The organism is Nocardia neocaledoniensis (assembly GCF_003182135.1).
GTDB classification, from domain to species: Bacteria; Actinomycetota; Actinomycetes; order Mycobacteriales; family Mycobacteriaceae; genus Nocardia; species Nocardia neocaledoniensis.
This window is the reverse complement of sequence record NZ_QGTL01000001.1, coordinates 593,188-616,873: the sequence shown is the minus strand read 5'-3', so window position 1 is coordinate 616,873 and position 23,686 is coordinate 593,188. Positions and strand designations below refer to the sequence as shown.

Below are 23,686 nucleotides of genomic sequence, written 5' to 3'. Positions count from 1 at the left end.
CCGCCCGCGCCGATTCTGTTACCCCGGTGGGCCCGGGGAGTTCGAGAGTTGTTTCGCGGCCGCGCGGCCTCCCCCTGCGGTCGGTAGATGGAAGGCAGTCCAGATGACCAACACCACTCCGGCGCGCGCGGGAACAGAGCAGTTGGCGGCGCTGGTGGCGGCGGTCGCTGTGCTGGAGCCGACGCGGATCGCGGTGGAGTTCGGTGCGACGTCGGTGTCGTTCGCCGACCTGGACGCGCAGCTCACGACCATGGCCGAGCTGACCGGTGGCGCGCTGGACCCCGAGACCCTCGTGCAGGTGGTGCTGGCCGAACTGTTCCCCGGTGTGGTCGACGCGGCCGACGGGACCTTCGGCGCCCTGCTGGTCGCGCTCGCCGACGAGGCGATGGCGGTCCTGGGTCTGACGGTGCCGACCGCGCCGACGCTGGTCGACCGATTCACCGAGCAGGTGGACCGCACCCCGGACGCCGTCGCGGTGCGCTTCGGCGACACCACGCTGACCTATGCCGAATTCGATACCAGGGTGCGGGCATTGGCCGCCCGGCTGGTGGACCTCGGCGTCGGTCCGGAGGCGCTGGTCGGGCTGGCGATGCGGCGCGGTGTCGAGCTGATCGTCGCCGTGCACGCGATCGTGCGCGCGGGCGGCGCGTACGTGCCGCTGGATCCGGATCACCCGGCGGAGCGGCTGCGCTACGTGCTCGAGGTGGCGCGGCCGGTCGTGGTGGTGACGCGCGCCTGCGACGAGCCGGAGCTCACCGGGTGCGCGGTCCTGCGCACCGACGACGTCGACTGGTCCGCGGCGCCCGAAGTGGTCGACGGCGGCGCCGTCGCGGGCAACACCGCCTACGTCATCTTCACGTCGGGGTCCACGGGCCGGCCCAAGGGCGTCGCCGTCACCCACGGCGCCATCGTGGCGAATCTGGACTGGCGCCAGCGCCGGTACCCGCTGTCGGCGGCCGACGTGGTGCTGCAGAAGACGCCGTACACCTTCGACGTGTCGGTGTGGGAGCTGTTCTGGCCCTTGCAGATCGGCGCCGAACTGGTGGTGGCCGAGCCCGGCCGCCACGGTGACCCGGCCTATCTGGCCGCGCTGATCGCCGAGCGCCGGGTGAGCGTGACGCACTTCGTGCCGTCGATGCTGGCGGCGTTCGTGGGTGAGCTCGCCGAGTCGCCGGTGGATCTGTCGTCGATGCGGCTGGTCTTCGCCTCCGGTGAGGCGTTGCCCGCCGCCACCGCCGCCCGCCTGCGCGCGCTGTCGGGGGCCGCGCTGCACAATCTGTACGGACCGACCGAGGCGGCGGTCGACGTCACCGCACACGAGGTGACCGCCGCCGACGAGGTGTCGGTGCCGATCGGCGGTCCGGCCGACGACACCGGTCTGCTGGTGCTCGACGAGAACCTCGACCGGGTGCCCGCCGGGGTGGTCGGCGAGCTGTATCTGTCGGGTGTGCAGCTGGCGCGCGGCTATGTCGCGCGGCCGGGGCTGACCGCCGACCGGTTCGTGGCCAACCCGTTCGGTGCGCCCGGCGAACGGATGTACCGCACCGGTGACCTCGTGCGTGAGCTGGGTGGTGAGCTGGAGTACCTGGGGCGCACCGACTTCCAGGTGAAGCTGCGCGGCCTGCGGATCGAGCTCGGGGAGATCGAGGCGGTGGTGGCCGCGCATCCGCGCGTCGGCAATGCCGCGGTGATCCTGCACCGGCACGCGGCGGGGGAGGCGCTGGTCGGCTATGTGGTCAGTGTCGACGGGGCGGAGCTCGACGAGGCAGAGCTGGCCGCGCACGCGAAGGCGTCGATGCCGGAGTACATGGTGCCGTCGCTGTTCGTCCAGCTGCCCGCCATGCCGATCAATGCCAGCGGCAAGCTCGACCGCAAGGCCCTGCCGGAGCCGGACTTCCGGGCGGCGGCGGCCGAGTTCCGTGCGCCGGAGACCGCGACCGAACGCGCGGTGGCCGAGCTGTTCGCCGAGTTGCTCGGCGTCGAGGCCGTCGGCGCGGACGACGACTTCTTCCGCCTCGGCGGCAACTCGCTCATCGCGACGCGCGCCATCGCCCGGTTGCAGGCGGGTTTCGGTGTGCGCGTGGATGTCCGGGACTTCTTCGACAGCCCGACCGTCGCCGTGCTGGCCCAGCTGATCGACGACGGGCAGGTGGACGACCGCCCGGCGCTGGTGGCCGGACCCCGTCCCGAGGTGCTGCCGCTCTCGCCCGCGCAGCAGCGGATGTGGTTCCTGAACCGCTTCGATCCGGACTCCGGCGCCTACAACATCCCGATCGCGGTGCGCCTGTCCGGCGCGCTGGACCTGGCGGCGTTGCGCGCGGCGGTGGGCGATTTGCTCGCCCGGCACGAAGTCCTGCGCACGGTGTATCCCGAGATCGACGGGGTGGGCACGCAGCACGTCCTCACGCCGGAGGAGGCCTTGGCCGCGCTCGCCGCCGAGGCGCGCTCGGTGGGAGCTCCGGAAGTCGTGGACCACGGTGGCCGCCGCCGCGCCGCGAACGGCACCGCGACGTCGACCGGAGCGACGGCGCAGGACGACTCGATCGGCGCACGTACCGAGGCCGGTGCTGATTCCGCCGCCGAGCGGGGTACGTCGTACCGGAGAGCCGAGCACGCCGGCGTGTCCGGGGACGACGGTCTCGGCGGGTGGCCGGGATCGGGCGTCGCGGTCGGCCTCGAGGGCCCGGTGGAGACCGGCTGGCCCGACGCGGGGGTGGCGATCGGCATCGAGGCCGCGTCCGTCCTCGGGAGTGCGACGGCGGACCTCGGTTTGCTCACCCCGATTCGCGTTGCCGCCGAGGATCTTCCGGCGGAGCTGGCGGCCGTGGTCGAGCGCGGATTCGATGTGACGGTCGCGCCGCCGCTGCGGGTGCGGCTGTTCGAGGTCGACGGTGACCAGGTGCTCGTGCTGGTGGTGCATCACATCGCCGCCGACGGCTGGTCGGCCGGGCCACTGGTGCGCGACACCATGGCGGCCTATCAGGCCCGGACGGGTGGCGTCGCCCCTGCGTGGGCGCCGCTGCCGGTGCAGTACGCCGACTACGCGCTGTGGCAGCGCGCGCTGCTCGGCGCGGAGGACGACCCCGACTCGCGCGCGGGCCGCGACATCGCCTACTGGCGAGAGACACTCGCGGACCTGCCGGACGAGACGAGCCTGCCGACCGACCGGTCCAGGCCCGCTGTGGCGTCGATGCGGGGCAGGCGGATCGAGTTCGAGCTCGACGCCGACCTGGTCGCCGCGCTGAATTCCCTTGCCGCCGAGCAGGGCGCGACCTTGTTCATGGTCCTGCACGCGACGCTGTCGGTGCTCCTCGCGCGCCTGTCGGGCAGCGCCGATGTCGCGATCGGCACGCCGGTCGCCGGTCGTGGCGCCGCCGAACTCGACGACGTGATCGGCATGTTCGTCAACACGGCGGTTCTGCGGACCCGGGTGGACGGCGCGGAATCCTTCGCCGAGCTGCTCGGCCGCGTCCGCGCCGACGATGTCGCGGCGTTCGCGCACACCACCCTGCCGTTCGAGCGGCTCGTCGAGGTGCTCGCCCCCGCGCGCTCGGCCGGGCGGCATCCGCTGTTCCAGGTGGCGCTGTCGCTGCTGAACCTGCCGCCCGCCACCTTCGAGCTGCCCGGCCTGCGCGCCGCCGCCGTCGACCTGCCCTACGACATCGAGAAGTTCGACCTCTCGGTGACCCTGCGCGACACCGCCACCGGTCTGTCCGGCGAGTTCTCCTATGCCACAGATCTGTTCGACGAGCCGACGGTCGCCGCCATGGTGCGCCGCTTCACCGGCCTGCTCGCCGGGATCGCCGCCGCGCCGACCACGGCGGTCGCCGACCTGCCGCTGCTGCTCGACGGTGAACTCGCCGCCCTCACCACCCGGCACGGCGGAACCGTCACGCCCGCACCGCTTCTCCCCGAGCTGCTGACGCGCGCCGCCACAGACCCCGCCGCGATCGCCCTCCGCGACGGCGACCGCACCCTGACCTACGGCGAACTCGACGCCACCGCGACCCGGCTCGCGGCCCGGTTGAGCGCGCGCGGCATCGGCCCCGGCGACATCGTCGCGGTGAGCATTCCCCGTTCGGCCGCCTCGGTGAGCGCTGTCTGGGCCGTGGTGAAGTCCGGCGCCGCCTTCCTACCCGTCGACCCGAACTACCCCGCCGACCGGATCGCCCACATGCTGTCGGATTCCGGTGCGGCAGCGGGCATCACGGTCACCGAGCTGCTAGACGGCCTGCCGGGCACGGTCGACTGGCTCACCCTCGCCGCCGACGATCACGCCACCCACGGCGTAGCGGACGACCCCGCCGTGGGTGACGCGGCCGTCGATGCCCGGCGCGGCGACTCGGTTCACCCCGGGATGTACAGCCGCGCCCTGGATCCGCGCGATCCCGCCTATGTCATCTACACCTCCGGCACCACCGGTCTGCCCAAGGGTGTGGTGATCCCGCACGGCGCGGTGAGCACCTATGTGTCCGTGCAGGCCGGGCGGTACCTGGCGGCGGCGGACGCGCGCGTGCTGCATGTGGCCTCGCCGTCGTTCGACATCTCGGTCGCGGAGCTGCTGCTCACCGTCAGCGCCGGCGCGACCATGGTGGTCGCGCCGCCCGGTGTGTTCGGTGGGGCGGAGCTGGGTGACCTGTTGCGTGCCGAGCGGGTGACCCATGTGATCATCACACCGTCCGCGCTCGCGACGGTCGACCCGACCGGGCTCGACGCGCTGCGCGTGGTGGTCGTCGGTGGTGAGGCGTGCCCGGCGGAGCTGGTCGCGCGGTGGACCGCCGCGATCCCGGGCCTCGTCTTCCGCAACGGATACGGCCCGACCGAGACGACCATCGTCACCAACATCAGCGAACCTCTCACCGCGACAACGCCGATCACCCTCGGCGCGCCGGTGGAGGGGACCACCGAATTGGTGCTCGACGAGCGGCTGCGACCGGTGCCCGTCGGCGTGGTCGGTGAGCTGTACATCGCCGGCGCACAGCTGGCGAACGGCTATCACCGCAGGCCCGTGCTGACGGCGGGACGGTTCGTCGCCAACCCGCACGGCGCGCCGGGGGAGCGGATGTACCGCACCGGCGACACCGTGCGCTGGGTGCGGCGCGACAGTGGCCACGATCTGGAGTACTTGGGCCGCAACGATTTCCAGGTGAAGGTGCGCGGCTTCCGGATCGAGCTCGGTGAGATCGACGCCGTCCTCGCCCGGCACGCCGCCGTGGATTTCGCGGCCACCCTCGGCCACCGCACCGAGGCCGGGGCGACCGTGTTGGTGTCGTACGTGGTCCCGGCCGCGGGCGCCGCCGTGGACACCGGCGCGCTCGTGGCGCACGTCGCCGCCCATCTGCCCGCCCACATGGTGCCCGCCGCGATCGTCGCGCTGGACGCCGTGCCGTTGACGCCCGTCGGCAAGCTGGATCGGTCCGCGTTGCCCGCACCCGTCTTCGAGACCGCGGTCTACCGTGCGCCCGAGACGCCCGCGGAGCAGGTGGTCGCCGCCGCGTTCGCCGAGGTCCTCGGTGTGGCGCGGGTCGGTCGCGACGACGACTTCTTCGATCTCGGCGGCACCTCGCTGCTCGCGACCCGGCTGACGGCGCGCCTCGGCGCCGACCTCGACCTGCGGGTTCCGGTCCGCCAGCTCTTCGACACATCGACGGTGCGAGCTCTCGCCGGCACCGTGGATCGCCTGCGCGGCACCGGCTCCGGACCCGCGCTCGTCGCCGGGCCGCGGCCCGAGGTGCTACCGCTCTCGCCCGCGCAGCAGCGCATGTGGTTCCTCAACCGATTCGACCCCGGTTCGGCCACCGACAACATCCCCCTGGCCGTGCGCCTCACCGGCGACCTCGACCTGAACGCGCTGCACGCCGCCCTCGTCGACGTCCTGCACCGCCACGAGGTCCTGCGCACCCGCTACCCGGAGCGCGACGGCCACCCGATCGCCGAGATCATGGCCGCCGACGGCCTGCTACCGGAGGTCCTCCCGCGCGTCGTCACCCCGGACGCACTCCCCGATGCCGTCCGCGACGCTGCCACCACCGGCTTCGACCTGACGATCGACGCCCCGATCCGCGCCACCCTCCTGCGCGTCGCCCCCGGGCCGACAGCAGCGGCAGGTCTGGCGACTGCCGACCCGGACGGCGGGGCGGTCGGCGCCGGCAGCGCGGCCGACGCGCCGGTCAGCGAACCGACGGATGCGGCGGGACTCGCGACTGCCGACGCGGAGCACGGGGCGGTCGGTTCCGGACTGGCGAAGGCTGTGGTCGGTGGTGTCGTGCCGACCGCCGACGCCGAATACGTGCTGGTTATCGTGCTGCATCACATTGCCGCGGACGGCTTTTCGTTCGGGCCGCTCGTGCGGGACGTGCTCGTCGCGTACGGCGCGCGGGCGGCGAAGGAGGCGCCGCGGTGGGCGCCGCTGCCGGTGCAGTACGCCGACTACGCGCTGTGGCAGCACGCGGTCCTGGGTGACGCGGCCGACCCGGAGTCGGAAGTGGCTCGGCAGCTGGCGTTCTGGACGCGGACGCTCGCCGGTGTGCCGGAGCAGCTGGAACTGCCCACGGACCGGATCCGGCCCGCCGTGGCCTCGCGTCGCGGCGACACCCACCCGGTCACGATCGATGCCGGCACGCACCGCGCGCTGGCCGAGCTCGCCAGGGCGCACGGTGTCACCGTGTTCATGGCGGCCCACGCTCTGTTCGCGGTGCTGTTGGCGCGGCTGTCGGCGACCACCGACATCGCGATCGGCACGCCGGTGGCGGGGCGTGGTGACCGGGCGCTCGACGATCTCATCGGCATGTTCGTCAACACCCTCGTGCTGCGCACGGACGTCGCGCCGGGCCTGCCATTCGCCGAGCTGATCGCGCGCGTGCGCGAGACCGACCTCGCCGCCTTCGGGCACGCCGAGGTGCCGTTCGAGCGGCTCGTCGAGGTGCTCGACCCGGTGCGCTCGACCGCCCGCAATCCGTTGTTCCAGGTGATGTTGTCCCTCAACGAGGACACCCCGCGCGCCGCCTCGCTGCCCGGCCTCGCGGTGAGCGGATTCGAGCTCCCCACCGGTGTCGCCAAGTTCGACCTGGAACTCGCGCTCACCGAGCATCGGGACGAATCCGGTGCCCCCGCCGGGATTTCCGGTGCGTTCGTCTATGCCACCGACCTGTTCGACCCCGCCACGGTGGCCGGGTTCGCGGCCCGCCTGCACCGGCTCCTCGACGCCGTCCTGATCGACCCGGCCCGCCCGGTCGGCGACATCGACCTGCTCGACGCGAGCGAGTCCGCCGAGATCCTCACCGCATGGAACGACACCGGCGCGGCCTTCGATCGGACCGCGACGCTGCCCGCCCTGTTGGCGGCCCGCGCGGCCGAGACGCCGCACGCTATCGCCGTGGTCGTCGATGCCGACCCGGCGGAGCGCCGGGCCGGGAGTGCGGGGCTCGGCGCCCCGGGTCGGTCGGCAGCAGCGACCGTGTCGCAGACGATGGAGTCGCTCGGTTCCGCCGCGGAGTCCCATGACGCGGCGGCCGATCCCCGTGGCGAAGGCGCGGACGGCCAGCTCCCGCCCGGGAGGCGCGGCGCGGTCGAGCGTGCAGGCCGAGGGCGACAGCACGGCGTCGAGGAACGTGCCGAAGGTGGTGAGTCCGACTCCGGCGCAGCGGAATACCTCACGCTGACCTACGCCGAGTTCGCCGCGCGGGTAGCGCGATTGGCGCGGCATCTGATCAGCCTCGGCGCGGGCCCGGGCGCGGTGGTCGCGATCGCGCTGCCTCGCGGAATCGACCAGCTGGTGGCCGTGCACGCGGTGCTCGCGGCGGGCGCCGCGTACGTCCCGGTGGACCCCGGTCATCCGGCCGACCGGATCACGTACGTCCTCGAGACCACGGCACCGGTCTGTGTCCTGACGGCCACCGAACAGGCCGCGCCCCTGGGTGATTCGGCCCTCGCGCTCGACACGCTCGACCTCTCGGACCTGCCCGACCACCCCATCGCCGACGACGAACGGCTCACCCCGCTGCGTCCCGACCACCTCGCCTACGTCCTGTTCACCTCCGGCTCCACCGGCAGGCCGAAGGGCGTGGCGGTGCCGCACCGGGCTGTGGTGAACCAACTGCTCTGGCTGCAAACGGAATACACGCTCACGGCGGACGATGTCGTCCTGCAGAAGACCCCGTTCACCTTCGACGCCTCGGTGTGGGAGCTGCTGTGGCCGTTGCAGGCCGGCGCGCGCCTGGTGCTCGCCACCGCCGACGGTCATCGTGACCCCGCCTACCTGGCCGAGGCCACCGCCCGGCACCGCGCGACCGTCGTGCAGTACGTGCCGTCCGTCCTGGCGGCCGTCGTCGCGGAACCGGCGCCGCGGGATTCGCTGCGCCTGGTCTTCGCGGGCGGCGAAGCGCTCACCGCCGACCTGGCGCGGCGGGTGCGTGATGCCTCCGGGGCGCGGGTCGTCAACCTGTACGGCCCGACCGAGACCGCCATCCAGGTCACCACACACGAGGTGGGCGCCGAGCCGAGCGCGTCCGTGCCGATCGGCTCTCCCGTCGCCAATACCCGTGTGTACGTGCTGGATTCGCGATTGCGTCCGGTCCCGGCCGGCGTTCCCGGCGAACTCTATGTGGCAGGCGCCCAGCTCGCCGACGGCTACCACGCGCGCTGCGACCTCACCGCTGAACGCTTCGTCGCCGACCCCTTCGGCACCGGCGAACGCCTCTATCGCACCGGCGATCTCGTCACCTGGCGCACCGGTCCCGAGGGGCCCGCCCTGCACTACCTGGGCCGCACCGACTTCCAGGTCAAACTGCGCGGCCTGCGCATCGAACCCGCCGAGATCGAGGCGGCGCTGTCCGCGGTCCCCGGCGTGCGCCGCGCCGCCGTCCTCGTCCGCTCGGACGCGGGCCGGCCCGACCAGCTGGTCGCCTACGTCGTCCCGGCCGGCGCACGCTTCCACGCCGACGCGGAAGGTGCGGCGGATCCGCGGCACGACCCCGCCGCCACGCGCCTGGCCGGTGCCGCGGGCTCGCTCGCAGACGGACACGGTGCTGCGGACTCGCTGGTCGGTCCTGCCGGTGGTGCGGGGGCTCAGCTCACGAGCAGCGCGGCGGCGAGCCCGGCACCGACTGCCACGGAACTGGACGCGGCAGTGGCCGCTGTCCTGCCCTCGTACATGGTGCCCGGGGCCTACGTCTTCCTCGACGAACTGCCGGTCAACTCCTCGGGCAAGCTCGATGTCCGGGCACTGCCCGCGCCCGACCTGCCCGAACGCGAATACCGCGAGCCGGTGACCACCACCGAGCGGATCGTGGCGGACGCCTTCGCCGGGGTGCTCGGCGCGCAGCGAGTGGGCGCCACCGACGATTTCTTCGCCCTCGGCGGCAACTCACTGGTCGCCACCCAGGTCGCGGCCCGGCTCGGCACCGCGCTGGACGCGCGGGTGCCCGTGCGTGAACTGTTCGAGGCGAGCACGGTCGAGGCTCTCGCGGCCCGGCTGGACACCCTGTCCGGGACCGGCAGCAGGCGTGGTCCGGTGGCGGGCCAACGCCCGCAACGGATTCCGCTCTCTCCGGCCCAGCAGCGGATGTGGTTCCTGCACCGCTTCGACCCGGAGTCGACCGCCTACCTCATCCCGGTCGCGATCCGGCTCAGCGGTGACCTCGACAGCGCGGCCCTGCGCGGCGCGCTGGGCGACCTGGTGGCCCGGCACGAGACGCTGCGGACGACCTACCCCGAATTCGACGGGCAGGCCACCCAGCACGTCGGCGCGCCGTTCGTGCCCGACCTGCCCGTCACCGAGCTCACCGCCGACGCGGTACCGGCCGCGGTCGCCGCCGCGCTGACCGGTGGCTTCGACATCACCACCGAGGTGCCGGTGCGCGCCCGCCTGCTGCGGGTGACCCCGACCGAGCACGTGCTGGTCCTCGTCGTGCACCACATCGCCGCCGACGGCTGGTCGATGGCCCCGCTGACCCGTGACCTGGTGACCGCCTATGCCGCCAGGGCCGCCGGCGCCACCCCGCGGCTGCCCGCGCTGCGCGTGCACTACGCCGACTACGCGCTGTGGCAGGTCGAAGGACTCGGCAGCGCGGACGATCCCGACGCGCCGCTGGCGCGCCAGCTCGCCTATTGGACCGATCGGCTCGCCGGTCTCCCCGACGTGCTCACCCTGCCCGCCGACCGCCGCAGGCCGCTGATCGCTTCCCAGCGCGGCGGCACCTTCACCGCCGGTTTCGACGCCGAGCTGCACCGCGGGATCGACCAGCTGGCCCGGTCCCGGCGCGCGACCCCGTTCATGGTGCTGCACGCCGCCCTCGCGGTCCTGCTCGCGCGCCTGTCCGCGGGTTCCGACATCGTGGTCGGCACGCCGGTCGCGGGCCGTGGACATCGGGAACTCGACGAGATCGTCGGCATGTTCGTCAACACGCTGGTGCTGCGTGCCCAGGTCCCCACCGACGCGCCCTTCGCTGCCGTGCTCGACCAGATCCGGGCGAATGACCTCGATGCCTTCGAGCACGCCGACGTGCCGTTCGAGAGCCTGGTCGACGCCATCAATCCGGCCCGCTCGCAGGGCTATTCGCCGCTGTATCAGGTGTCGTTGGCGCTGCAGAACCAGCGCGTCGGCGACTTCGAACTGCCCGGCCTGACCCTCTCGGGAGTCGAGCTGCCGGACGCGCCGATCGCCGTCGACCTCGACTTCACCTTCGTCGACCACTACGCCACCGACGGCGCCGCCGCCGGCCTCGACCTCGAACTGCGCTACGCCACCGACCTCTTCGACGCGGGCACCATCGCCGACCTGGTCGCGATGCTCGAACGGGTGCTGCGCGCCGCGGTCACCGCACCGGGCACCGCTGTGGGCGATCTGCCCCTGCTCGACGGCGCCGAGCGCGCCGCACTGCTGGCAGGCCCGCACGGCGACCTCGTCCCGCTCGACCGGCCGCTCGCCGAACTCGGCGTGCGCGCGCCACTGGCCGCGCTGCTGCTCGACGCCGCCGCCGCGCGTGACCCGCACGCCGTCGCCGCCGTGGCCGACGGCACCGAGATCACCTACGGCGCGCTGGCCGCGCGCGCCAACCGCCTCGCCCGCAGGCTGATCGAATGCGGCGTCGGACCCGAGACCGCTGTGGCCGTCGCGGTGCCCCGCGGCATCGAGCTGCTGGTCGTCCTGCACGGCGTGCTCGCCGCGGGCGGCGTCTACGTGCCGATCGATCCGGCCCAGCCCGCCGACCGCATCGGGCATGTCCTGGCCACCGCCGCGCCGCGCCTGGTCGTCACCGCGCATGCGGGCGACCTCGACCATGTCGACAGCGGCATCCGATCCGCCACCGCCTCCGTGCATTTCGCCGCGGCCTCCCGCTCCGGCTTCGCGGTGCTGACCGTCGCGCAGCTCGAGGACCCGGCCCGGCCGCCCGCCCACGGCGGTCCGGTCACCGACGCCGAACGGCTCGCACCACTGCACCCGGACCACCCGGCCTACGCGCTGTTCACCTCCGGGTCCACCGGTCTGCCCAAGGGCGTGCTGGTCTCGCACCGCGCGGTGGTCAACGAATTGTGCTGGCTACGCGGCGAATACGAGCTCACCTCGGCGGATCGGCTGCTCCAGCGCGCGCCGCTGACCTTCGACGTCTCGCTCTGGGAACTGCTCTGCCCCGCGCTGCTCGGCGCCACCCTGGTCCTGCTGCGGCCCGGCGGTCACCTCGACCTGGCCTATCAGGCCGCGGTGATCCGCGAACAGCGGGTCACCGTGGTCGAAATCGTGCCGTCGGTGCTCGCCGCCATGCTCGCCGAGGGGCTCGCCGAGGACCTGCGCGGGCTGCGGATGCTGCACGTGGGCGGCGAGGAACTGCCCGCCGCGCTGGCCTCGACCGTGCTCGCGACCCTGCCCGGCGAGCTGCACAACACCTACGGCCCGACCGAGGTGGCGATCACCAGCACCTTCCAGCGGATCACCGCGCCGGTCGAGCGGACCGAGCTGCCGATCGGCAGGCCCACCTGGAACGTGCGCGCCTACGTCCTCGACGAGCGGCTGCATCCGGTGCCCGCCGGGGTCACGGGTGAGCTGTATCTGGCGGGCGACCAACTCGCGCGCGGCTACCTGGGCAGGCCGGAGCTGACCGCGGATCGGTTCGTCGCCGACCCGTTCGCCCCCGAGGACGCGGCGGGCACGCGCATGTACCGCACCGGTGACCTCGTGCGCCGCGATCGCGACGGCGCGCTGGTGTACCTGGGCCGCAACGACTTCCAGGTCAAGATCCGGGGCTTGCGGATCGAACTGGGGGAGATCGAGGCCGCTCTCGGCGACGCCCCCGGCGTCACCCACGCGACCGTGGTCCCGGCCACCAACGACGCAGGCCGCCAGTGCCTGGTGGCCTATGTCGCCGGCGCCGTCGACGTCACCGTGGTGCGCGCGCACGTCGCCGCCAGGGTGCCCGCCTACATGGTCCCCGCGCACCTGGTGGTGCTCGACACCGTCCCGCTCAACGCCGCGGGCAAGCTCGATCGGGCCGCCCTGCCCGCCGCCGATCTGTCCACCACGACCGCCTACGTGGCGCCGCGACCCGGCCCGCAGACCGTGCTGGCCGGTGTGATCGCCGATCTGCTCGGGCAGTCGCGCATCGGCGCCGACGACGACTTCTTCGCCGTCGGCGGCAACTCCCTGCTCGCCATGCGCCTGGTCGCCCGCGCCAACGCCGCGCTGGGCAGCGCCCTGGACGTGCGCGATGTGTTCGACGCGCCGACCGTCGCCGGCCTGGCCGAACGCGCCGTCGGCAGCGCTGAGCAGCTGCCGCCCTTGGTGGCCGCCGACCCGCGCCCGGACCGGATCCCGTTGTCGCCGGCGCAGACCCGGCTCTGGCTACTGAACCGCATCGACCCCGGCTCGGCCGTCTACACCCTGCCGATCGCGTTGCGCCTGACCGGCGACCTGGACACCGAGGCGCTGTGGGCGGCACTGCGCGACGTGCTCGCCCGGCACGAATCGCTGCGCACCGTCTTCCCCGAGGACGGCGAAGGGCCGACCCAGGTCGTCCTCCCGGTCGAGAAGGTGCTCCCCGACGCCACCGTCCGCCACGTCGCCGATCCGGCCCTGGCGGACACGGTCCGCGAGATCGTCGGAGCGGGCTACGACCTGACCACGCAGCCACCGGTGCGGGTCGCACTGCTGCGCACGAGCCGCGCCGGTGCTCCCGGGCCGTCGGCGGTCGCGCGAGCCGACCACGGCGCCAGCGTGCGGAACGACGTCGCGGGCGCGCAAGCAAGGCGCACCGGTGCCGCGGTCGAGACCGTCGTGCGAGATGGTGCGATGGTCGTGGGCACCCCGCGCACCGGCGCGGTCGCCGACGGTGCCGGGCGAGGCTGGCGCAACGGAGCGGCGACAACGCACGGCACCGCCGACGGCGGGGGCGGCCACCATGACGAGGCGCGGGCAGCCGAACACGTGCTGGTGCTCGCGGTGCACCACATCGCCGCCGACGGTGTCTCGACGGTGCCGTTGGCGCGGGACCTGATCACGGCGTACGCGGCCCGCAGCACCGGGACGGCGCCCGGGTGGGACCCGCTGCCGGTGCAATACCCCGACTTCGCGCTGTGGCAGCACGCGGTGCTCGGCGACGCGGCAGACCCGTCGTCGCGGCTGGGGCTGCAGCTGTCGCACTGGCGCGACGAATTGGCCGGGCTCGCACCGGTGCTCGAGCTCGCCACGGACCGGCCGCGGCCCGCGGTGCGCGGCGGCGCGGGTGCGGCGGTCGGCTTCGAGGTGCCCCCCGGCGTCGTCGCCGGGATCGAGGAACTGGCGCGTCGGCACGGCGTGTCCACGTTCATGGTGGCGCACGCGGCGTTCGCGGTGCTGCTGTCGCGCCACGGCGCAGGCTCCGACATCGTGGTGGGCACGCCGGTGGCGGGCCGGGCCGACGCCGCGCTCGACGACCTCGTCGGCATGTTCGTCAACACGCTGGTGCTGCGGACCACGGTCGACGGCGACGCGGGCTTCGCCGAGCTGCTCGCCGCGGTGCGCGCCGCCGACCTGCGCGCCTTCGCCCACGCCGACCTGCCGTTCGAGCGGCTCGTCGACGAGCTGAATCCGGTGCGCTCCACGGCCTATTCGCCCCTCGTGCAGGTGATGCTGGCGTTCGAGCACCGCGACGACACCGTGATCGACCTGCCGGGGCTGCGGGTCGAGGCCTACGACCTGCCCGCCGCGACAACACAGTTCGACCTGTCCCTGGCGCTCACCGAGACCGGTGCGGCGGGCGAGCCCGGCCTGCGCGGCTGGCTGCGCTATGCCACCGACCTGTTCGACGCCGACACGGTCACCGCCTTCGGCGACCGCTTCGTGCGCGTGCTGGCGGCGGTCGTCGCCGACGACACCGCGCCCGTCGGGGAGATCGACCTGCTCGCTCCCGCCGAGCTCGCCCAGCTGGCGACCTGGAACGACACCGCGGCGCCCCTGGACACCGCGGCGACACTCGACGCCCTGTTCACCGCGCAGGCGCGTCGCACACCCGACGCCGTCGCGCTCGAGTTCGAGGGTGAACGCCTCGGCTACGGCGAGTTCGCCGCACGCGTCGCCCGGCTCGCCCGCTGGCTGATCGGCGCGGGCGTCGGTCCCGGCGCGATCGTCGGTGTCGGCCTGCCGCGCGGCCTCGACCTGCTCGTCGCGATCTACGCGGCGCAGGCCGCGGGCGCCGCCTACCTGCCGCTGGACCCCGACCACCCGGCCGATCGCACCGCGCACGTCCTCGCCACGGCGGCACCGGTTCTCGTGCTCGCGGGCGCGGACTTCGCGGCCCCGGTCCCCGTGGTGGATCCGGCGGGCATCGACCTGGCCGGGTACTCGGCGGAGCCGGTCACCGACGCCGACCGGCTCCGGCCGCTGCGCGGCGCCGACCTGGCGTACGTGCTGTTCACCTCGGGCTCCACGGGAATGCCGAAGGGCGTCGCGGTCACCCACACCGCGATCGTCAACCGGCTGCGGTGGATGCAGGACACCTACCGGCTCGACGCCACGGCCACCGTGCTGCAGAAGACCCCCATCACCTTCGACGTCTCGGTCTGGGAACTGTTCTGGCCCTTGCAGATCGGTGCCACGCTGGTGATCGCCCGGCCCGACGGGCACCGCGATCCCGCCTACCTGGCCGAGGTGATCACCCGCACCGGTGTGGACGTCGCGCACTTCGTGCCGTCGATGCTGGCCGCCTTCCTCGCCGAACCGGCTGCCGCGCACTGTGTCTCGCTGCGCCAGGTGTTCGCCTCCGGCGAGGCGCTGCCCGCCGCCGACGCGCAGCGGCTGCGCGCCCTGCTCCCCGGCGTGGCCGTGCACAACCTGTACGGGCCGACCGAGGCCGCTGTCGACGTCACCTTCCACGAGGTCACCGACGCCGACACCGTCACCGTGCCGATCGGCGCGCCGGTCGCCAACACCGCCCTGCACGTGCTCGACGCGCGCCTGCGCCCGGTGCCGATCGGTGTGCCGGGCGAGCTGTACCTGGCCGGCGTCCAGCTGGCCCGTGGCTACCTGAACCGCCCCGACCTGTCCGCCGACCGCTTCGTGGCCAACCCGTACGGCGAGCCGGGGGCCCGCATGTACCGCACCGGCGACCTCGTCGTCCGCACCCGGAGCGGGGAACTGGAATACCTGGGCCGCACCGACTTCCAGGTGAAGCTGCGCGGCCTGCGCATCGAACTCGGCGAGATCGAGGCCGCGCTCGCCGGGCTGGAGGCCGTCGACCGGGCCGTGGTCACCGTGCGCGACGACGGCACCGGCGACTACCTCACCGCCTACCTCGTCCCGGCGAACGACGACGCGGACGCAGACCGGAGCCGTGTGGCAGACCAGGGCAGCGACGCGGCGACCGCGGGCGTCGTCGATGGGACCACCGGCCAAGCGGGAGGTTCCGCCGGTCGAGACGGCCGCGTGGGCGCCGGCGACGTGGCCGGCCTCCGCGTCCCCGTGGAGAACTCCACCGGCACCGGGCGCTCGATCGACCTCGACGGCGTGAAGGCCGCCCTGCAGCGGATTCTTCCGGCCTACATGGTGCCCAGCGCCTTCGTGGTGCTGGCGGAGCTGCCGGTCAACTCCTCGGGCAAGCTGGACCGGCGGGCACTGCCAGCGCCGGAGCTGGTCGCCCGCGAGTTCCGTGCGCCGGCAACGTCTTCGGAGCAGGTCGTGGCCGCGGTGTTCGCCGAGGTGCTCGGCCTCGAGCGGGTCGGCGCCGACGACGACTTCTTCGACCTCGGCGGCAATTCGCTCCTCGCGACCAGGGTTGCCGCGCGGCTCGGTGCCGCGCTGGATCGGCAGGTGCCGGTGGCCCGGATCTTCGAGGCGCCCGCGGTGTCCGCGTTGGCTGCGGTGCTCGAGACCACCGCGGCGACCGGTCGACGGGCGCTGGTCGCCGGGGAGCGGCCTGCGCGGATCCCGCTCTCGCCCGCGCAGCAGCGCATGTGGTTCCTCAACCGGTTCGATCCGGAATCGGCCGGATACAACGTGCCGATCGCGGTGCGGTTGACCGGCGCGGTCGACCTCGCGGCGGTGGCCGCGGCCGTCGACGATCTCGTCGAGCGCCACGAGGTGCTGCGCACCTACTACCCCGAGACCGCCGACGGGCCGGTGCAGCACATCCTGCCCGCCGCCGAAGCCGGTGTCGCCCTGCGTGTTCAGCCGATCGCCGCCGACGACGTCGTCGACGCGGTGACCGCGCTGGCCGCCACCACGTTCGACGTCACCGCCGGCGTGCCGTGGCAGGTCGTGCTGTACCGGATCAGCGACGACACCGCCGTCCTGGCCGTGGTCGTGCACCACATCAGCGCCGACGGGTCCTCCGTCCCACCGCTGGTGCGCGACCTGATGACCGCCTATCTCGCCCGCAGCGAGGGCCGCGCGCCGCGGTGGACGCCGCTGCCCGTGCAGTACGCCGACTACGCGCTCTGGCAGCGCGCGGTCCTCGGCGAGGAGACCGACCCCACCTCCGTCGCCGCGCGTCAGCTCGAGTTCTGGCGCGGTGAACTCGCCGATCTCCCCGACGAACTCGCCCTGCCGCTGGACCGGCCGCGGCCCGCGGTGCGCACCCTCGCCGGCGGCACGGTGCCGGTCACGGTCGACGCCGCGACCCACGCCCGCCTGAACGAGCTCGCCAAGGCGGCGGGCGCCACACTGTTCATGGTCGTGCACACCGCGTTCGCGGCCCTGCTCGGCCGGCTCTCGGGTAGCGGCGACATCACCGTCGGCACCCCGGTCGCCGGACGCGGCGAGGCCGCGCTGGAAGACCTGATCGGCATGTTCGTCAACACGCTGGTGTTCCGCACCCGCCTGCGGGCGGGGGAGACGTTCGGCGAGCTGCTGTCCCGGCAGCGCGGCACCGACCTCGCGGTGTTCGCCAACGCCGACGTGCCGTTCGAACGCCTCGTCGAGGTGCTCGATCCGGCGCGCTCCACCGCCAGGCATCCGCTGTTCCAGGTCGGGTTCTCGTTCCAGAACTTCGAGCGCGCCGAGCTGGCCCTGCCCGGGATCACCGTGTCCGCGGTCGACACCGACAGCGCGCTGTCCCAGTTCGACCTGCACCTCATCGTCAGCGACGAGCACACCGCCGACGGTGCGGCCGCCGGCATCACCGGCGTCCTGACCTACGCCGACGACGTGTTCGACACCGAGACCGCGGCCTCGATCGCGGGCCGCCTGCAGCGCCTGCTCAGCGCGGTGGCCGCGGCGCCGGACACCGAGCTCGACGCGCTCGACGTGCTGGAACCGGCCGAGCGCACCCGCATCCTCACCGCGTGGAACGCCACCGCGCACGAGGTCGACCGCGCGGCGACGCTGCTCACGCCCTTCCGGGCACGGGCGCGCGCCAATCCGGAGGCGACCGCGCTGGTGTCCGAGGACATCACGATCACCTACGGCGAGCTGGACGCTCGCGTCAACCGCCTCGCCCGGTACCTCACGGCTACGGGCGTCGGCCCCGACGCGCTTGTCGCACTGGCGATCCGACGTTCCGTCGACCTGGTCGTCGCGATGTACGCGGTGGTCACCGCGGGCGGCGCCTATGTGCCGATCGACCCCGATCATCCGGCCGACCGCATCGCCCAGGTCCTCGACACCGCGCGCCCACAGCTGGTGCTGACCACCGCACGAGACGAGTTCGACAGTCCGGCCGCGGAGCTCGCGACCGGCGGCTCACGTGTCGTGGTCCTCGATGACATCGATCTCGCCGGGCTGCCGGACCACCCGGTCGCCGACACCGAACTCCGTGCACCCCTGCGGGATTCGAACCTCGCCTACGTCCTGTTCACCTCCGGCTCGACCGGCAGGCCCAAGGGCGTGGCCATGAGTCACGCGGGCATCCGCAATCAGCTCGCCTGGCTGCTCGAGCGGTACGAACTCGACAGCGGTGACGTGTATCTGCAGAAGTCCGCCGCCACCTTCGACCTGTCGGTCTGGGGCTACTTCGCCCCGCTCGGCGCGGGCGCGACCCTGGTGCTGGCCTCCCCGGACGGACACCGCGACCCGCTGTATCTCGCGGAGCTCGTCGCGGCGCGGCGGGTCACCGTCGTCGATTCCGTCCCGTCGATGCTGTCGCTGCTCGCCGCCCACGCCACCGCCGAGCACCTGGCGAGCCTGCGGCTGGTCCTGGCCATCGGTGAAGCGCTCACCCCGGACACGGTAACCGCGCTGCGGGCGAAAACCGCGGCGGCCGTGCACAACCTGTACGGCCCGACCGAGGCGGCCGTCTCGGTCACCGCCTGGCCCGCCGACGCGGCGACCGGGCCGACCGTCCCGATCGGGGTGCCCGGGTGGAACACCCGCGTGTACGTCCTCGACGAACGGCTGCGTCCGGTCGCGCCGGGTGTCGCCGGCGAGCTGTACCTCGCGGGCGAGCAGCTGGCGCGCGGCTACCTCGGTCGCCCGGATCTGTCCGCCGACCGCTTCGTCGCCGACCCGTTCCCCGCTGTGCCCGGCGGCGGCCCCGCATCCGGCGCGCGCATGTACCGCACCGGCGATCTGGTGCGCTGGACCCGCGACGGCGTGCTGATCTACCTGGACCGCATCGACTTCCAGGTGAAGTTCCGCGGGCAGCGCATCGAACTCGGCGAGATCGAGACCGCCCTGCGGTCGCTGCCCGGGGTGAGCCAGGCCGCGGCGGTGGTGTCGGCGAGCCCGACGGGCGACCGCCTCGTCGGCTACGCCGTGCCGACGCCCGACGCCGAGCTCGACCCGGCGCGGCTGCGGGCGGGGGTGGCGGCGGTGCTGCCGTCGTACATGGTGCCGTCGGTGATCGTGGTGCTCGACGCCTTCCCGCTCAACACCTCCGGCAAACTCGACCGGAAAGCCCTGCCCACACCGGAATTCGTCGCCAGACCGTTCCGCGCGCCGGTCACCGCCGCGCAGCGGGCCGTCGCCGAGGTCTTCGGCGCCGTCCTCGGGCGTGCGCACGTCGGCCTCGACGACGACTTCTTCGACCTCGGCGGCAACTCCCTCGTCGCCACCAGGGTGGCGGCCCGCCTCGGCACCGCCCTGTCGACCAGGGTGCCGGTGCGGACCCTGTTCGAGGCGAGCACCGTCGCCGACCTGGCCGCCGTGCTGGCCCACCGCGCCGGCTCGGGGGCGGGCCTCGCGCTGACGGCCGGCCCACGCCCGCACCGGGTTCCGCTGTCGGCGGCCCAGCAGCGGATGTGGCTGCTCAACCGCCTCGATCCCGACTCGGCGGCCTACAACATCCCCATCGCGGTGCGCCTGCGCGGCGACGTCGACGCCGGCGCGCTGGCGGCGGCCGTCACCGACGTGCTCGACCGCCACGAGGTGCTGCGCACCGCGTACCCCGCCGTCGACGGCATCGGCCACCAGGCAGTGTGGCAGTTCGTGCCCACCCCGGTGGTCGAGACCGTCGACCCGATCGCGGTACCCGCCGTCGTGGCCGCCGAGATCGGCCGCGGCTTCGACGTCACCGCCGCCCCGCCCGTACGGGTGCGCGTGCTGCGGTGCGCCCCCGACGAGGTGGTGCTGGTCGTGGTGATCCACCACATCAGCGCCGACGGCTTCTCCGCCGGGCCGCTGCTGCGCGACACCACCGCCGCCTACCTGGCCCGCCGGGCCGGGATCGAACCGGGCTGGGCGCCACTGGAAGTCCAGTACGCCGACTACACGCTGTGGCAGCGCGCGGTGCTCGGCGACGAGCGCGATCCCGCCTCGCTCGCCGCCCGGCAGGTGCGCTTCTGGCGCGCCGAACTCGACGGTCTGCCCGGACTGCTCGAACTCCCCACCGATCGGCCGCGTCCGGCGCTCGCGTCGCATCGCGGCGCGAGCGTGGACGCCGTGGTGGCACCGGAGATCTGGCAGCGCGCCGGGCAGCTCGCCCGGCGGGCGGAGGCCAGCCCGTTCATGGTCGCGCACGCCGCCCTGGCCGCGCTGCTGGCCCGGCTCAGCGGCAGCGCCGACATCGCGATCGGCACCCCCGTCGCCGGTCGCGGCGACGCGGCGCTCGACGACCTGGTCGGCATGTTCGTCAACACCCTCGTGCTGCGCACCGCGGTCGACCCGGCCGCGTCGTTCACCGATCTGCTCGGCCGGGCCCGGCGCGTCGACCTCGACGCCTTCGAGAACGCCGACGTGCCGTTCGAGCGCCTCGTCGACGTGCTCGACCCGGTGCGCTCCACCGGCCACAGCCCGCTGTTCCAGGTGATGCTCGCGTTCCAGAACCTGGACGCGACACCGGCCGAGGTGGCCCTACCCGACCTCACCGTCACCGGCCTCGACACCGCGACCGCGGTCGCCAAGTTCGACCTGGACCTGGTCCTCACCGACACGGCCGAGGGCGGCTGCGCCCTGAGCCTCACCTACGCCACGGACCTCTTCGACGCCGCCACCGCGGACCGGATCGCCGCGAGTTTCGTGCGGCTGCTCGACGCCGTCACCGCCGATCCGGACGGGGCGATCGGCGAGGTCGACCTGCTCACCGAGGCCGATCGGGCGATGCTCGACACCTGGTGCGACACCGTCGTTCCGGTGTCCGGCGCGGTGTTGCCGACCGCGTTCGACCGTCAGGTCGCCGCGACGCCCGACGCCGTCGCCCTCACCGACGGCGACGCCGATCTCACCTACGCGGAGTTCGGCGCCAGGGTCAACCGGCTCGCCCGCCACCTCGTCGCGCAGGGTGTCGGCCCCGACACCGCGGTGGCGGTGGCCGCGCGGCGCTCACCCGATCTGCTGGTCGCGGTGCACGCGGTACTGGCGGCCGGCGGCGCCTACGTGCCGATCGATCCCGACCATCCGGCCGAGCGGATCACCCGGATCCTGCGGATCGCCCAGCCGATCTGCGTGCTCACCACCAGCCGCGACGCCGCCGACCTGCCCGCCTTCGACGCGGACCGCAGCGGCGGACTGCCCTGGCTGGACGTCGTCGAACTCGACGCCCTCGACCTCACGGCACTGCCGAGCGGCCCGCTCACCGATGCCGAACGGACGCAACCGCTGCGCCCGGAACACACGGCCTACGTGATCTTCACCTCCGGCTCCACCGGCCTGCCGAAGGGCGTCGGCGTACCGCACCGCGCGATCGTCGGCCACCTCGACTGGATGGCCACGGAATTCGGCTTCGCGCCCGGTGACACCGTCCTGCACAAGACCCCGATCACCTTCGACGCGTCGATCTGGGAACTGCTCCTGCCGCCGCGCGTCGGCGCCCGCACGGTCATCGCCCGCCCCGGCGGCCACGGCGACCCCGCTTACCTGGCCGCGCTCATCGCGCGGCACGGGGTGGACACCGCGCAGTTCGCGCCCACGCTGCTGGCCGCGTTCCTCGCCGAACCCGCCGTCGACGCGGGCGCCCAAGGCGGGGAGTGGCTCTCCGACGACGCGCCGGAGCACTCGGGATCGCGAGGCCGTCCGGCGTCGCTGCGCAGGGTGTTCGCCGGTGGCGAGGCCCTGCCCGCCGCCTCGGCGCAGCGCGCCCGGGCGATCCTCGGTGCGGACGTGATCAATCTCTACGGTCCGACCGAGACCACCGTGCAGGTCAGCACCCACGTCGTCGGCGACGACGATCAGCTGACGGTCCCGATCGGCGGCCCGGTCGCGGGCACCACCCTGTACGTCCTCGACGCGCGGCTGCGGCGGGTGCCGCCGGGTGTGGTCGGCGAACTGTACGTCGGCGGCGGCCAACTCGCGCACGGCTATGTCGGCGCACCCGAGCTCACCGCGGAGCGGTTCGTGCCCGACCCGTACGCGGGACCCGGCGCCAGGATGTACCGCACCGGCGACCTGGTGCGGCTGCGGATCGGCGAGAACGGTTCCCCCGCACTCGACTACGTCGGGCGCGGCGACCGCCAGGTCAAACTCAACGGACAGCGCGTCGAACTCGGCGAGGTCGAGGCCGCGCTGCTGCGGCAGGCCGGAGTGGCTCAGGCCGCGGCAGCGGTGGTGTCCGGGGTCGGCGCCGACCGGCTGGTCGGCTACGTCGTGATCGGCGCGGATTCGCCAGGGGCGCAGGCTGATCCGGCCGGCCTGCGGGCCGCACTGGCCGCCGAACTGCCCGGCTACCTGGTACCCGCCACGGTGCTCGTCCTCGACGAGTTCCCCGTCAACACCTCGGGCAAGCTCGACCGCGCCGCCCTGCCGCTCCCGCACCTGCGGCAGGCGGCCTACCGTGGCCCGATCACCGAGACCGAACGCCTTGTCGCGACGGAATTCGCCCGGGTCCTCGACCTGGACCGAATCGGCATGGACGACAACTTCTTCGACCTCGGCGGCAACTCGCTGACCGCGGTCCAGCTGTCCGCGCGGCTGAGCGACGCGCTCGGCGTCGCGGTGCCGGTGGCGTGGTTCTTCACCGACCCGACCCCCGGCGTCGTCGTGGAACGCCTGCGCGCCGCCGACGAGACGGCCGACGACGCGTTCGCGGTCCTGCTGCCGCTGCGCGCGGGCGGCCGCGGCGCCCCGCTGTTCTGCATCCACCCCGTCGGTGGCGTGTCCTGGTCCTTCGCCGGGCTGACCCGTCATCTCGACCCCGAACGGCCCGTCTACGGCCTGCAGTCCCCGGCCCTCACCGCCGCCGAACCGCTGCCGGAGACGATCGAGGACTGGGCGCGCCGCTACATCGAGGCCATCCGCACGGTGCAGCCCGAAGGGCCGTACCACCTGCTCGGCTGGTCGCTGGGCGGGCTGCTCGCACACGCCGTCGCCACCGGGCTCCAAGCCGACGGCGAGCAGGTCGCGAGCTTGGCCATGATGGACAGCTGGCTCGGCGCCGAACCGGCCCAGACCCCCGCGCCGACCATCGGTGACCTGCTCGGCGGCCTGGCCGGCGACGACCTCGACATCGGCTGGGACGAGCTCGTCGCGACCGACCTCGGCGGCCCGCTGGCCGGGCTCGACCGTGCCCGGCTCACCCGCGTCATCGACGCGGCCACGGCGTCCATGGCGATGGTCGACGAATACCGGCCGCGCCGCTTCGACGGTGACCTCGTCTACTTCGCGGCGACCGTCGACGATCCCACCGGCGCGCGCGGCGCGGCCACCTGGACGCACGCCGTCACCGGCACGGTGCACCGGCACGGCATCGACGCCACCCACTGGGCGATGGCCGGGGAGCGGGCGCTCGCGCGGATCGCGGCGGTCCTCGACGGCGCCGAATCCGCTCTCGCCCAGCGCGACCAGGACGAACCGGTGAACGGCGCGGACCGGACCGCGAGGGCCGATGCGCGGGCGGGGGCGATGGGCGCCTAG

The 23,686-nt window shown here is 73.7% G+C and carries 1 protein-coding gene; it reads left to right on the top strand.

The window, feature by feature from the left end:
• Positions 1-103 precede the first annotated feature (103 nt).
• Entirely contained in the window at positions 104-23,686 is a 23,583-nt protein-coding gene (locus tag DFR69_RS34745) for a non-ribosomal peptide synthetase (protein WP_110035785.1), read from the top strand.

Coding starts and splice junctions, on each gene's coding strand:
- DFR69_RS34745 (WP_110035785.1), top strand. CDS start 104: ATGACCAACACCACTCCGGCGCGCGCGGGAACAGAGCAGTTGGCGGCG.